We start from the raw sequence: 14,374 nt of genomic DNA, 5'->3' as shown, positions 1-14,374 counted from the left end.
GAGTCAGGCAGCGATCACCGGTCGCTGGTTTCATCGTCCTGATAGATGTATTTGTTGACCGCTTGCTGAGGGAAAATGGTGCCGTAGTTCATGATCCCTTTCGGGTCGAAAGCTTCCTTGAGCTTTTCGAGCATGTAGAAGGCAGAGCCATGTTCGGCCTTGGTCCATTCGCTTCGATATTTCCCGATGCCGTGGTGATGGCACATGGAGCCACCATGTTTGAGCGTCTCTTCGACGACGATCGTCTGAAGCGGATGGTGATAGACGAGCAACTCATCTTCCGGTGCGCAGTTGATCCGGTAGTTGTAGACGAAATACATGTTCGTCCCGTTCAGATAGCTGTGCGAAGAATGACCGCCGAGCATGGTGAGATCTTCAGCGCGATGAAATTCCTTGCGCACCCGTTCCATGACCGCATCATAGATGATGGGGATGGTCTCCCAATCGGCCGAGATTTCCGTGGTGAATCCGGCGTGAGAATCTTGCGCTTCCATTTCCGCAACTTCGTCATCGATATCCTGCTGAGACCAGTTCAGATGGTTGAACCAGTCTTCGATCAATTGGCTGTCGACCTGACGGATGATGCCACCCTTGAAGGTCTCGACGGCTTCTTCGATCCCCGCGCCTGTTGCCTCGGCAATCCCCATGGGGCCTTCGGCCATGAAGAGCAGGACGCATTTGTTGTCATGGAAATGATAAAAATGCTGGGCCGCATCCTCTTCTGAGTAGACGCGAGCAACAGAGGGGCGGAAGCCATTGACCATCACTTCGCGCAGGATCTTGATGCCGCTCTCGACATCCTTGACCAGATAGCCATAGAACTTGTTGTTGTCGGGATAGTATTTAAAGATCTTCACCGTCACTTCGGTGATGTAGCAAAGCGCCCCTTCGTTGCCTATGACAATGTGCCGAATGTCCGGTCCACCAGCGCGGCGGGAAACATTCTTGACACGAGAGATCTGACCATCGGGAAACACGCATTCGAGCCCGACAACCATGTCTTCGATGCCGCCATATAGCGTGGAGAACTGGCCGATGGAGCGTGTGGCAACAAGACCGCCATATTTTGCAACAGGCTTTGACTGGGGCGAATGGCCGGTGGTGTAGCCGATCTTGCGCAGCTCGTCTTCAAGGGTTTGAAGGGCAACGCCGGCCTCAACGGTAGCCTGGCTGTTGTAAGGATCGATCTTGATGATTTTGTCGAGACGCACGGTATCGATAACCAGCGTCGTCTCTTTCCAGTTTTCTAGCCCACCTTCGGTTGCCGTCATGCCCGAGCGAGGGATCACATTGATTCCATTGTCGTTGCAAAATTTCAGCAAAGAGCTGACTTCATCAGCATTGTTGGGATAAACGATGGCGATTGGAGCCGGAACATCAAGGACCTTTCTGGCCTTTGCATATTTCTTGTATCTGTCAGCCGAGGCTTCGTACAAATCCTCTTCATTCTGATTGATCTGGTCGGCGGCAACCAACTTAGCCAATTGGTCCAAAATCGTCGCGGAATCCAATTTCTTTCCTCCTGTCTGGATTGGAAAATTATCTTCTGATGTTGACAGGAGCTTACTGCTGTGAGGGAAAATCTTTCAATTCCCCCGGCATTATTTTCCGAATTATGCACCGATATTAGAATATATTGGAAAATTTTCCATATCGGGTCTGGAAAATTTTCCAAATAAGAGTAAATTGCGCGGACAATCATCAGCACAGCAAGAGACCGTACAAGGCTCACCATGTTAAACATAGATTTCGACGCACTGAACCCGCTGGAACAGCAGATCCATACGACGCTCAAAGAAGCCAGCCGAACAACCGAAACGATCCGTATCACCGACGCGGCACAAATGTGCAGCTGCTCGATCTCCAAGATATCGAAATTCGTACAGAAACTTGGATTTGCCAATTACAAGAAATATCTCGACTATCTGTATGGCCGCGCGCAGCTTGAAGCCAATCAGCCAAGCGAGTTGGAGCGGATCGGGCGCTTTCTTGAGGCCTTTGATCAAAACAAGGTCAAGGAGCTGGCCAGCCTCATCCATGAAAACAACAAGCTTGTGCTGTTGGGATACGGCCCGTCCTATCTTTGCGCGCAGTATTTCGAGTATAAGTTCAAGACCTGTACCAACAAGATCTGCATTGCTGTTCCCGATGATCTCACGGCTTCCTCAATCATTGATGCCAACACGCTGCTTCTTGTTTTTACCGTAACAGGCGCATTCAAATCCTTTGAAGAGATCCATCGGGAAACAAAAATGAAAGGCGCGGACGTCGCCATCATCATGGAAGAATATAATCCCTCAACCTTGAAGCTATATGATCGCATCTTCTGCCTCACGGATAGGTGTCAGCCCAGCACCCTCAAACCCTTCCAAAAGACTCGAACTGTTTTCTTCATTTTCATGGAGGAGGTCATCAGGGAACTTTCCCGACTTCAATAATGCCCAAGAAGGTATCCCAATTTAAAACATCGGTACTATTTGGTTTTTTATCGGTAAGCGCTTCGTTTCACTCCTCGTTTGCGGAGATTGGATGCTATGTTCCAGAGTCAATCATATCCAGAATGCAATATTTGAGAGTTGCCATTCATGCCTTCTGCTGCCAAGGCGTAAATTGGCCACCTCCCGAGCATCTCGGCTGTCGCTCCCTTTTCCTGATACGCAGCCCCGAATTCCGTTGTGAAGTGCAACACTCCCGCCTCGATATGGTATCGAGGTGGTTGCCGAGCGCGCAGCCGCATGGCAGACGTATCGCGCATCGTAGCTAAAGCATATCGCAATTAATTAACCTCATACCCGGCAGCTTTGAAGTAGTTCAGACACTCCTTGGCAGAATAGAGGTCACAAATGTCACCGATCGCGTCTGAGATTGTATCGAAGCTTCTGGCTGCTCGCTTGCGCAGCAGTGTCTTGAGTTTGGAATATGCCATTTCGATGGGATTGAGGTCCGGTGAATATGGCGGAAGAAACAGCAGCCATGCTCCCTTTGATTTGACGAGCTTTTGAGCTTTCTCACTTTTGTGGAAGGCGACATTATCGAGGATGACGATGTCGCCAGCAGACAGGGTCGGCAGTAGTTGAGTTTCAATCCAAGTTTCAAAGATACGTCGGTTCATCGGAGCATTGACGATCCAGGGCGCAACCATCCCACGGGATCTCAAACCAGCGATGAAGGTCTGGGATTTCCAATGACCAAAAGAAGCGTGGGTGCGATAGCGCTGTCCTTTTGGTGACCATCCAGACCGTTTGGTCAGCTTCGTGTTGGTTGATGTCTCATCGATAAAGATCAATCGGGACAATGCTTTGTTGAAGAAAGGCCGGCGCTGATTGATCCATACATACCGATCATGAGCAATCGCGGCCCGTAGCTGTTCAGTGGCTACCAGACTTTTTTTTATGGCTCAGGCCGAGCCTGTGAAGCACGCGCCCAACGCTAGAGCGATGCACATGGACCCCGCGTTCAGCCAATTCCAGACAAAGCTCATCAAGCGTCAGATCGCCATTCTCAGACATGCGCCTTGTGATCCATTCATGATGCACACCCAACTTGCCTTTGTCTGGTCGGCCTTGCTTGCGAGGCTGCACAGAACCCGTCTCTTTCTTGAGAAGCATCAGGTTATTGACAAACCGTGGTGACACGCGGAAATGGCTGGCGGCCGCCCGATGCGAATGACCGGCATCAACAAATGAAGCAACACGTTCGCGCAATGCAATAGGAAGTGATTTGCCCATGATGATCCCCTTTTCTCAAAGGGAATCACAATTGGCAAAAAATGGGAATCCTGAATCTCATTAACTGCGACACGCTTTATCGATGAAAGAGAACAGATTTCCACCTTGAGACATTCCGGTCACTCGATCGGTTCAATCGGCGAGCTTGTTGGTCGTTGCAAATCCACGATCAGTCGCGAGTTGAGCCGTAATCGGCTGCCCTCAGGTCGCTATTCACCCAGCCATGCCGATGGGAGCTATATGCTTCGTCGGCAGCGTCTTGCCATTCTTGAGGATGATGAGAAGCTCGGCCAGTTTGTTCGGGACCGACTGTCGGAAGGCTGGATGCCGGAGCAGATTGCAGGCTGGCTGAAGGCAGGTAACGAGGAGGGTTTGCGCCCTATATGCTTTGAGACGATCTACGGCTTCATCTATCGAGCTGGCCAGAAAAGTGAAGCATTGTGGAAGCTTCTGACCCGTGGACATCGCATCCGCAGGCCTATGCGTGCCCGCCGTTCACGCGACAGGACCAAGGATCGGGCAGCCATTCATGATCGGCCAGAAGCGGCAAAAACCGCCAGGAGGCAGGGCATTGGGAAGCGGATCTGATCATCTGCAAGCGAACCCGCCCTGTGCTTGTGATCCACGAGAGAAAATCCCGGGTTACCCTGGCTGCTCGCATGACCGGCAAGAGCGCGGCCGAAACAGTCTCGGTGATGATGTCTATCTTCCGTCGCCTAGATCCGGCCTTGCGCAAGTCAGTCACATTCGACAATGACACAACCTTCGCCCAGCACAGCCTACTGCGCTCCATGTTCAACATGACGACATGGTTTTGCGATGCCTATGCCTCTTGGCAAAAGGGGGGAGTAGAGAATGCGAATGGTCGATTGAGGCGATGGTTGCCAAGGGACTTCGATATTGACGCGATGGACGACGAGGAGCTGCAGGACATCATCTTCACCATGAACCTCACCCCGCGGAAATGCCTCGGATTCAAAACCCATTCCAGGCGCTGCTGCAAGACCTTGGTAAAGACGCCAAAATCTGCTTTGCTTAAACCTGTTGCACTTCGCGATGGAATCCACCCTGGCGTGATCTGCGATGAGATCTTCATATTGATATTTATGGAGTATCTCCATGGAGAGTACGGCGGAGTTTCTCACTCCTTCGCGGAGTGCGCGCGGGAGGCCACGCAAGTGGACGGATGAAGAGAAGGCGCAGATCGTATCGGAAAGCCTACAGCCGGGTGCTCGTGTTCGTGATGTTGCCGCGCTGCATGGGGTTCGGCCAAATCACCTTTCCGCATGGCGCACGCAAACCCGTCTTGGCAAGCTTGTGTTGCCGGAGCCTGAGGGCGCAATCGAGTTTGCCAGCCTGATTGTGGAAGAACCCGGCAGCGATTTGGAACCAGAGAGTGGCGGGCCGGTTACGAGCCATGACCGTCCGGAGATCGAATGTGGCTCTGTGATCGTTCGGCTCGAAGCAGGAGCAAGCGCAGGCAGGATAGTCGCTGTGGCGCGATCTCTTGCACGTTCGTCATGATTTTTCCTTCGAACCGGGTGAAGATCCTGGTGGCCAGCAAACCGGTGGACTTCCGAAAGGGCCATGATGGCCTCGCTGCGCTGGTCAGGAACGCGCTGAACAAGGAACCCTTCACTGGCACAGTGTTTGTCTTTCGCTCCCGCCGGGCAGATCGGCTGAAGCTTCTCTATTGGGATGGTACGGAGCTTGTGCTCGCCTACAAGCGTCTTGAGGAGCAGAGGTAATGGGATGAACTGCCTTTCCGCCAAATTCAAGCTATATTAGCTGAGATTGAGGGATAGGAGGATCATCATGATGAATATCGCGATCTTGGGCATAGATCTAGGCAAAACTGTATGCAGCCTCGCCGGTTTGGACAAGGATGGGGCCGTCATTTTCCGCAGACGCATTAAGCGTTTTAAATTGCTAGATTTTCTTGATGAGCTTTCCCCTTGTATTGTGGCTATGCAGAATTTTGTGCCCTGGCGCATTAATTACGCCATTGGGAAACGATCTTCGAACATTATGGCGAATTGGCTTTTCATTGAGTGCCATTCGCGCACGGAGCGTTTCCATTCCACAGAAGTAGCATTCAGGGCGAGATAAATCAATTTCGCAGCTGCCTCGTCACTGGGGAAATGCCCGCGGGAGCGAACGGCCCGGCGGATTTTCGAGTTCAGTGCTTCAATGGCGTTCGTGGTGTAGATCAGCCTGCGCACTTGGGGCGGATAGTCAAGGAACGGGATCACCTCGTTCCAAGTCCGGCGCCAACTCGGCGCGATTGCCGGGTATTTGGCGGCAAGGTCGCTGTTTTCGAACTCCGCCAGCGCAGTCTCCGCGGCTGCTGCGTCCACAGCGGTGTAGACAGCCTTAAGAGCCGCTGCGACGGCCTTGCGATCCTTGTAGCTGGCAAAGCTCATGGAATGGCGCAGCAGATGCACGATACAGGTCTAGACCTGGGTCTGAGGAAAGGCTGCCTCGATGGCCTGGGGGAAGCCCTTCAGACCGTCCACGACGGCGATGAGAATGTCCTGAACGCCACGGTTGCGCAGATCGCTGAGAACTTTAGCCCAGAACTTGGCACCCTCATTGGCCTGGAACCAAAGCCCCAGAACGTCGCGGGTGCCGTCCGGGAGAACAGCCAGGGCCACAAAAACCGCCTTGTTCAGAACCACGCCGTCGGTGCGGATCTTGACCCGGATCGCGTCCATGAACACAATCGGATAACACGGTTCCAGCGGGCGGTTCTGCCAGGCGGTCACTTCCTCCATCACGGCATCGGTGATCGCCGAAATCAGGCTCGGGGACGCCTCTATACCATAGATATCCTCGATATGCCCCTGGATCTCGCGGGTCGTCATCCCGCGCGCGTACATGCTGATGATCTTGGTGTCGAACTCGGGAAAGCGGCGCTGATACTTGGCGATCAGCAGAGGATCAAAGCTGCCGTTGCGGTCACGGGGAATGTCGAGAATGACCTTCCCGCTGTCGGTGGTCACCGTCTTCTGGCTGCGGCCATTGCGACGATTTGGCGCCTGGTTCGCGCCTTCAGGCGGCGCATCGGCGCGTTCTTCGGTCAGATGCTCGTCCAGTTCGGCGCTCAGGGCTCGTTCGGCCAGCGCCTTGGTCAGTTCTTGCAGAATCCCGTCCTCTCCGAACAGATCGCCCGCTTTGCGGCCTTCCATCAGATGATCCAAAAGGGCTTTGTCGATGCTCATACGTGGGTCTCCTCATATTAGAGTTACCACGCCAGGGCACAAAATTCTGCATAGTCCCACAATACAAGGGGAAAGCTCATCAAGAAAATCTAGCAATTTAAAACGCTTAATGCGTCTGCGGAAAATGACGGCCCCATCCTTGTCCAAACCGGCGAGGCTGCATACAGTTTTGCCTAGATCTATGCCCAAGATCGCGATATTCATCATGATGATCCCCCTATCCCTCAATCTCAGCTAATATAGCTTGAATTTGGCGGAAAGGCAGTTCATCCCATTACCTCTGACAATAACCATCGGTACCACGAAAGTTTGAACAAGGAGACACCGACACACGTCTATTTTGGAAGGAACAAAGCCATTCTGAGACAAAGAGAAATCATAAAAAAGCAAACGCTCGAAAAACAGCGCTTGCTTCACTGCAAAACAGCCGCATAAAATCCAAAACCATATGAAGCAAACTCTCTCCTATTTTGAAGCCACCTTGGTCCCATTTCTTTTGAGGACGGTCACACCTCCACAAATCACGGAGGTGAGTGAATCACGACTACGCGCTTGTGGGAATTATGGAAATAACTCTGTGTTCAGTCAATTTGCTCTAGAGCGTGATGCGATTAATTGACCTCATACCCGGCAGCTTTGAAGTAGTTGAGACACTCCTTGGCAGAATAGAGGTCACAAATGTCACCGATCGCGTCTGAGATTGCATCGAAGCTTCTGGCTGCTCGCTTGCGCAGCAGTGTCTTGAGTTTGGAATATGCCATTTCGATGGGATTGAGGTCCGGTGAATATGGCGGAAGAAACAGCAGCCATGCCCCCTTTGATCTGACGAGCTTGTCAGCTTTCTCACTTTTGTGGAAGGCGACATTATCGAGGATGACGACGTCGCCAGCTGACAGGGGCGGCAGTAGTTGAGTTTCAATCCAAGTTTCAAAGATACGTCGGTTCATCGGAGCGTTAACGATCCAGGGCGCAACCATCCCACGGGATCTCAAACCAGCGATGAAGGTCTGGGATTTCCAATGGCCAAAAGAAGCGTGGGCGCGATAGCGCTGCCCTTTTGGTGACCATCCAGACCGTTTGGCCAGCTTCGTGTTGGTTGATGTCTCATCGATAAAGATCAATCGGGACAATGCCTTGTTGAAGAAAGGCTGGCGCTGATTGATCCATACATACCGATCGTGAGCAATGGCGGCCCGTAGCTGTTCAGTGGCTACCAGACTTTTTTTTATGGCTCAGGCCGAGCCTGTGAAGCAGGCGCCCAACGCTGGAGCGATGCACATGGACCCCGCGTTCAGCCAATTCCAGACAAAGCTCATCAAGCGTCAGTTCGCCATTCTCCGACATGCGCCTTGTGATCCATTCATGATGCCCACCCAACTTGCCTTTGTCTGGTCGGCCTTGCTTGCGAGGCTGCACAGAACCCGTCTCTTTCTTGAGAAGCATCAGGTTATTGACAAACCGTGGTGACACGCGGAAATGGCTAGCGGCCGCCCGATGCGAATGACCGGCCTCAACAAATGAAGCAACACGTTCGCGCAATGCAATAGGAAGTGATTTGCCCATGATGATCCCCTTTTCTCAAAGGGAATCACAATTGGCCAAAAATGGGAATCCTGAATCTCATTAATTGCGACATGCTTTAGGCCTTAGACTCATGTTCATCAATCTTTCATCGAGCGGATTGTAGCTCATTTTCTTGATGACACGCCCAATCCCTGTAGCGCCGCTGAAGGTCGCTTGATATCAGAGCTAACCAACTCGGTTTCAAGAGGCTGTGGGCTCCTTACCTTGCAGCCTAGCCGCCCAGATACATGCGCCAATTATATTCTGGCTGGAAGCCAAGCAACCTCTTGGCTTTGTCGTTGGAATAAAAGGTCTCCGTAGGGCCCATCTCTCGACAAGGCACACCCTGATAATATGTCTCGATCAGTTCAGATGTGCTTGCTGCAACCGAATGATCATCATTTGAGACGTTGAAGATCTCAAAGCCGAGCCCGTCAGTTTTCAGGCAGCGGTCAACCATCTGCCCCAGATCCCGCGCATCGATATAGGCAAAGATATTGCGCCGCCGCAGCGAAGCATCGGCCAGATAAGCCGGGAAATCCTGCTCATATTCATGAGGCTCGATCACATTGTTGATGCGCAGACCATAGATATCGAAACCACTACGCCGCTGAAACGACCGGGCCGTCACTTCATTGGCAACCTTCGACATGGCATAGCTGTCTTCAGGAATGACTGGATGCTCTTCATCAATCGGTAGATAATCCGGTTTGCGCTCGCCGTCGGCAAAGCAGATGCCATAGGTCGTCTCGGATGATGCAAAGATGATCTTGCGCACGCCGAATTTCACCGCCGCATCGATGACGTTATAGGTTCCGATCGTATTGACCCGATAGCATTCATTGTCCGAGGTCAGCAGCAAGCGCGGTATCGCTGCGAAATGCACGACAGCATCGAACTTCGGCACCCCTTCGCCCGGCTCCAGTTCGTCAAATCCGGCATAACTCGCCATGACATCGAACACTTGCCCTGCATCGGTGACGTCAGCCAAGCGGTTCTCAATACCGGGCAGATTCAGCGGCACCCGGTCAACATTGAGCACGCGATGGCCCTTTTCGACAAGATAAGCGATCGCATGACGCCCAGCCTTGCCAGACCCGCCAGTAAACAAAATACGCATGAGAGTTCCCCTCCAATTTTCCTGACAGCAACATACGCCCAAATCCGTGGTCATTCAAATAGATGCATCAAGAGAATGAACGAATTGGTGAGGAAGATGCCAGCATGCAGCCTTTCGAAATGTCGACCCCAACAAGAAATTGGCGTTGTTCCATCCCTCCCCCCCCCATTTGCCATTCAATCTAATCACCCAACGGATCGATGGCGGCTTTGTGAAAGTGGCACTGCAGCACCCGTCCATCGACTTTTTCAACGAACTTGGCCGAGGCTGTATGGAACTTCATTCCAAAATTCTACGAAACTCGGATTTTAATCCGCCTCATATCGATTGTGCGAAATCACATTCCAGGATTTCAGCGAGAATTCTGACTAGACCCCATCTTCAACGGATTTCCTATATCATCAGGACCGCCTTGCCTTGTTCGACGGGTGAAAGCTTTCAAATATCGAGTCCGCACTGAACAACGGCTAAGCTATTGATGTTGCGAGAGGCCGAAGCAATACCCAAATATTCGTTTTGACCGTTTTGGGGATGGGTTTGCTGGTCCAGAGCAGAAAAAATATCCGGGCATTGAGGATCAGACGCAGGTTATAACCCGCTGCGACCAACAGTGCATTGTTGGCATCGCCATTTTGCCATTGAGGAAGTTCCGGTCAAGTCGTCCATCTGTTTTCATATGACCGATGGTGACTTCGATCGCTAATCGTCGCTTCAGCTCACGTTTCATTTGTGCCGTCAGTACGCGCTTCTGACCTGATATCATGACCTTGGCAGCGCCTTATAGTCATGGCACCAATAACCACGGTCCACATAGACACGCTCAGCTTTGGTTCCGCACACTTTCTCAGCCTGACTGATGGTGCCATTCAAGGTGTCCATCGTAGGGATTGCCCTAGGCAATACAGGCTACTTCCGGTGCATGCATGGAATAGAGCTTGTTCTTGTCTTTTGGCTTCTGGATCAGAAGCCGCTCTACCAGCCCAAAAGACGGGAGAAACGATGCTCAAGACCTTCGTTGCCTGCAATCTTGCGACTGATGTCGCGGTAGACCCGACCCAGATAGGTATTCAGCTTCTTAAGCTCCCGGCGCATCCGCTTGAACTGTTTGGCATGGGCATAACGGCCTGCCATCAAGGCCGCCTTTTTGGCAACTCTGGTATGGCTGCAACGCAAAATGATGCTAGGTGTTCGGTCCCGGGATTTGATGGATCGGATTCAATTTGAATCGATCCGGGATGAGTTGACGCTTTCCGAGCTGTCCATGAAATATAATGTTCACCCGATCCGGTACCAAAATAGGCTTTCTGGCGCCCAGAGCGCGTTTGCGACTTCCATGCTTGCGAACCTGAAGCTTCTCTTCCCGATAAAGCCTCCAGAGTTTCCTATGGTTTATATGAATGCCTTTGCGAGCCAGCATAGTGGCAAGCCGTCTATGTGCAAAAGGGTGACGTCTCGCCGCCTCCATGTTGATTGCTTCTCGAAGAGCCGCTTCATCATCCCAATGCTTTTGCAACGCACACCGGTTCGTTCAACTTGTAGAATGGCACGCCCGCCCGCCCCCTCTCAGCGTTTGCTCGCAATCGCCTACCAGGCAATGTATAGTTCACATCATGCTCTTTGCAGGCATGAGCCACAGCATCTCGCTTGCCGACAGGCGCTAACTTTTTTTGATGCGATATCCTTCAGGACGGCATTGTTCGGCATCAGCTCGGCCAACAACTTTTCGAGCTTGGCATTCTCTTCTTCGAGTGCCTTCAGCTTGCGAGCATCAGAGGCATCCATGCCGCCATACTTGGCCTTGTATTTGTAAAAGGCTGCAAAAACTGATCCCGTGCTTGCGGCAAACTTCCGCCGCCGGAATCCCGGTTTCCTATTCTTTGATCATGCCGAAGATTTGGTCTTCTGTAAAACGCGAACGCTTCATTATCTGTCTTCATTGGTTGGAACGGGTTAAAAAATCACATGTTCCTGCCCTATCCCCCGCATAGTTCTGGCGAGGCCTAGCCGCCTAGACAGCAGTCCTTGTATTTGCGGCCGCTGCCGCAAGGGCACGGGTGGTTTCGGCCAACCTTTGCGGCAGCCTTCGGCACACGCGCGCCATCCAGCTTTCCTGTCCGCATCATCTCCATGATATCCGTTGCCGGACGTCCTTGCTGAACAAGGCCTTTCATGATCTCGAGCTTAGGTCCGGCATGCTTGATGAAACGCTTCATCGACCGGCAGTAATAGTTGAGGCCCGGCTCGCCATCGTCGGTTTTCAAAAACCGGTGCTTGGGGCAGCCGCCGTTGCAGGTAAAGCGGATATCGCAGGTCTGGCATTGCTTGGGCAGGCTGGTCCGCTTCTCCTCGCCAAATGCGATCTGCTTTGGTGAAGTCGCCAGCGTACCAATCGGCGTGTCGAGGATGTTGCCAAGGCGGTATTCGGGATAGACATAGTGATCGCAGGCGTAAAGATCGCCATTATGCTCGATTGCGAGCCCTTGCCCACAGGTCTCGGAAAACCAGCACAAGCTGGATGGCGCACCGAGGAACAGGCCCAGCTGGACGTCAAAGAACTGCACAAAGACCTTGCCGACATCCTGTTTTATCCATTCATCGAAAATGGTCGACAGGAACGAGCCGTAAGCCCGCGGCAGAACGCTCCATGGTGTGACTTTATATTCGGTACCATCCTCGTCAAGCTGCGGTGCCGCAGCCAAGGTCTGCCCGTCCGAGGTGCGTTCGACGATGGGAATGAATTGAATGAATTCCGCCCCGATTTCGCGCAGAAAGCGATAAACCTCGCGTGGCTGTGCCGCAGTGTCGCGATGCACCACGGTGAGAACATTGTACTCAACCTTGTGTTTCTTGAGGGTCTCCAGGCCAGCCATGACACTGTCAAAGCTAGCGCGGCCAGCTCGGTCAAGCCGATATTTGTCGTGCAGCGCACGCGGTCCATCAAGGCTCAACCCGACAAGGAAATCCCCTTCAGCCAGCAGCACGCCCCAATCGTCATCAAGTAAAGTGCCGTTGGTTTGCATGGCGTTGCGGATGCGTTTGCCATTTGGAGCATATTGCTTTTGCAAGTCGAGGATGCGGCGGAAATAATCCACCCCGAGGATAGTCGGCTCCCCGCCCTGCCAGTTGAACCAGATTTCCGGATCGGGCAGATCGGCCTGTGAGGCAATGAAATCCCGGATGTAGGATTCCAGCACGGCGTCCGGCATATCGAAGCGCTTGGTTTCCGGATAGAGCTGTTCTTTTTCCAGATAATAACAATAGGTGCAATCAAGGTTGCAGCGCGGTCCGATGGGTTTCGACATCACCTGAAATGGGCGGGCGGTTTGTGTCGCCATTGACTACGGTCCTCTTCATTGCTGTTCGCTTGACTGGTCTCGCTCGCGCCTGGGACAAAGGCCCATCATCCCGCGCCGAAAGATTAGGAGGACAAGGGGCTAAGGTCCAGTTCCGAAAAGGCTATTTGCCCCTATCGTGGCCACCGCATGCTGGTCCCGGTCCGCGCATATAGTGCTTTTCCGGGCGATACTTGGATTTGATAGTGTCTATAAAACGATGCAGAAATGCTCTCACAAACACGGGGTTTGTCCTTGATGCTGAAAGCCGGAGGGCAAAGAGGTTATCCGCATAGCGGCTTCCTCTGATCAGCATCATGAATAGCAAGGAGCGGCAATTAAGAAAAATAGATAGCAAGGGCGATGGATATAGATTTTGGCGATAACGGAATGCCGGGCCAAAACGAGGGCCTGTTCTGAGACCATCAATGCGCTGCCTTGATCGCTCTAGAGTTTAGGCGTCAGTTGGATCTGCAATTCGTTTGCCTTTTGCCGGATCAGTTCGAGCAGTCTGCGTACAACCGGATAAGCCAGCGTCGAGCTGCGCACATAGGCGCCGGAGATGAATCGGTCAATCGGCTCATCCAGTGGCAGAACCCGCATGCCCGAGGGTCTAAGGAACTGATCGAGTTCAGCTGGAATGGGCATAATATAGTTGCCCTTCGCCACCATATCGAGGCCGAACTCATAGGACGAAGTGCGGATGGAGAAGGTCGGAGGCGTCAGTCCGTTGCGGACAAAATAGCCGCGCACCATGGACGAGGTATCCTTGTCGTTGGAATAGAGGATCCATGGACAGGCAGCCAGATCGCGGATCGTTACACTTGTTTTGCCGTGGAGCGCGTGATCGAGGTGTGCAAGAGCACCCAGATGGACCTTGAGCAAACCAATGGCTTCGATGTCGTCCTCATCGATTTCGGTTATCAGGGCGCCGAAGACCACGTCGAGGTGCCCATGCCTGAGCAAGGGCAAGTTCTGCTCATGCACATCAGCACGCAATTCCAACAGGGTTTCGGGAAATTCCTGCCGCAATGTATCAAAGGCATTGGCCAACAAGGCACGCTGAAACAGCGGACCTGCGCCGATTTTCAGCCGCTCCAGCTTGTTTGTCTTCTCCGCGTCGATCGCCTCGCGAGCCTGAATATAACGTTGTTCAATTCGTTTGGCATGATCCATCAACACCCGCCCGACGGGGGTGAGTGTCATGCCGCGAGGATGACGCTCAAACAGGCGCGCCCCATATTCATCTTCCAATAGTTTCAATCGCTTGGTCAATGAAGGTTGAGCCAGATGCAACTGCTCGGCCGCTGCGGTGAGGTTACCTGTCTCAGCGACTGCGAGGAAGGCGAACAGATTTCTATCGATAGCCAATTTCTATTTCCAGTTACCGGTCTTTCTATTTTCTTTTAT

9 protein-coding genes and 6 pseudogenes are annotated in these 14,374 nt (G+C 52.5%); 6 read left to right on the top strand and 9 right to left on the bottom strand.

All coding sequences use genetic code 11. From position 1 onward, the window contains the following. Nucleotides 1–14: 14 nt before the first annotated feature. The gene (locus CPH65_RS13190; RefSeq protein WP_096173872.1) at nucleotides 15–1,511 is read right to left on the bottom strand and encodes an FAD-binding oxidoreductase; all 1,497 of its coding nucleotides are present in this window, start codon (nucleotides 1,509–1,511) and stop codon (nucleotides 15–17) included. Nucleotides 1,512–1,733: 222 nt separating this feature from the next. Here CPH65_RS13190 and CPH65_RS13185 point away from each other — a divergent pair, with 222 nt between their 5' ends. Continuing rightward, complete coding sequence (locus CPH65_RS13185; protein WP_096173871.1) at nucleotides 1,734–2,438, top strand: MurR/RpiR family transcriptional regulator; 705 nt, start codon at nucleotides 1,734–1,736, stop codon at nucleotides 2,436–2,438. 338 nt (nucleotides 2,439–2,776) lie between these two features. On the opposite strand, the pseudogene CPH65_RS25055 reads toward CPH65_RS13185, so the two are convergent. Continuing rightward, a pseudogene (locus tag CPH65_RS25055) lies at nucleotides 2,777–3,728 on the bottom strand (IS630 family transposase). 105 nt (nucleotides 3,729–3,833) lie between these two features. Between CPH65_RS25055 and CPH65_RS13170 the strand changes: the two are divergent. The 4 genes from CPH65_RS13170 to tnpB are packed head-to-tail and all read left to right on the top strand — an operon-like array spanning nucleotide 3,834 to nucleotide 5,476. After that, entirely contained in the window at nucleotides 3,834–4,316 is a 483-nt protein-coding gene (locus tag CPH65_RS13170; protein WP_157747679.1) for a helix-turn-helix domain-containing protein, read from the top strand. Further along, nucleotides 4,313–4,918, top strand: coding sequence for an IS30 family transposase (locus CPH65_RS13165; protein ID WP_096173868.1), 606 nt, complete (start codon nucleotides 4,313–4,315; stop codon nucleotides 4,916–4,918). Before CPH65_RS13170 ends, CPH65_RS13165 begins: the two co-directional genes overlap by 4 nt. Then, complete coding sequence (locus CPH65_RS13160; protein WP_096171753.1) at nucleotides 4,848–5,252, top strand: transposase; 405 nt, start codon at nucleotides 4,848–4,850, stop codon at nucleotides 5,250–5,252. The genes CPH65_RS13165 and CPH65_RS13160 overlap by 71 nt, the downstream gene beginning before the upstream one ends. Continuing rightward, nucleotides 5,249–5,476: an IS66 family insertion sequence element accessory protein TnpB gene (gene tnpB / locus CPH65_RS13155; protein ID WP_096171754.1), complete on the top strand. Its 228-nt coding sequence runs from the start codon at nucleotides 5,249–5,251 to the stop codon at nucleotides 5,474–5,476. Before CPH65_RS13160 ends, tnpB begins: the two co-directional genes overlap by 4 nt. 249 nt (nucleotides 5,477–5,725) lie before the next feature. Here tnpB and CPH65_RS13150 read toward each other — a convergent pair. Then, a pseudogene (locus CPH65_RS13150) lies at nucleotides 5,726–6,949 on the bottom strand (IS256 family transposase). A 285-nt stretch (nucleotides 6,950–7,234) separates the two neighbouring features. Between CPH65_RS13150 and CPH65_RS24630 the strand changes: the two are divergent. Continuing rightward, a pseudogene (locus CPH65_RS24630) lies at nucleotides 7,235–7,384 on the top strand (IS3 family transposase); the annotation flags it as partial. A 176-nt stretch (nucleotides 7,385–7,560) separates the two neighbouring features. On the opposite strand, the pseudogene CPH65_RS25050 reads toward CPH65_RS24630, so the two are convergent. The 6 genes and pseudogenes from CPH65_RS25050 to CPH65_RS13110 form a co-directional block, all read right to left on the bottom strand. Next, a pseudogene (locus CPH65_RS25050) lies at nucleotides 7,561–8,512 on the bottom strand (IS630 family transposase). A 232-nt stretch (nucleotides 8,513–8,744) separates the two neighbouring features. Beyond that, nucleotides 8,745–9,632 carry an NAD(P)-dependent oxidoreductase gene (locus CPH65_RS13135; protein WP_096173866.1) on the bottom strand — a complete coding sequence of 296 codons (888 nt, stop codon included), beginning with the start codon at nucleotides 9,630–9,632 and terminating at the stop codon, nucleotides 8,745–8,747. Nucleotides 9,633–10,099: 467 nt separating this feature from the next. Continuing rightward, a pseudogene (locus CPH65_RS13130) lies at nucleotides 10,100–10,811 on the bottom strand (IS5/IS1182 family transposase); the annotation flags it as partial. A gap of 429 nt (nucleotides 10,812–11,240) precedes the next feature. Next, nucleotides 11,241–11,489: pseudogene (locus CPH65_RS13120) on the bottom strand (transposase); the annotation flags it as partial. Nucleotides 11,490–11,632: 143 nt separating this feature from the next. Beyond that, nucleotides 11,633–12,967, bottom strand: coding sequence for an anaerobic sulfatase maturase (locus CPH65_RS24615; RefSeq protein WP_096173863.1), 1,335 nt, complete (start codon nucleotides 12,965–12,967; stop codon nucleotides 11,633–11,635). Nucleotides 12,968–13,411: 444 nt separating this feature from the next. Next, nucleotides 13,412–14,335, bottom strand: a complete 924-nt coding sequence (locus CPH65_RS13110) for a LysR family transcriptional regulator (protein WP_096173862.1) — start codon at nucleotides 14,333–14,335, stop codon at nucleotides 13,412–13,414. Nucleotides 14,336–14,374 lie beyond the last annotated feature (39 nt).

The sequence above is a fragment of the Cohaesibacter sp. ES.047 genome (genome assembly GCF_900215505.1).
GTDB lineage: Bacteria > Pseudomonadota > Alphaproteobacteria > Rhizobiales > Cohaesibacteraceae > Cohaesibacter.
The sequence above is the reverse complement of the archived record's forward strand: the minus strand, read 5'-3'. Positions and strand labels throughout refer to the sequence as shown.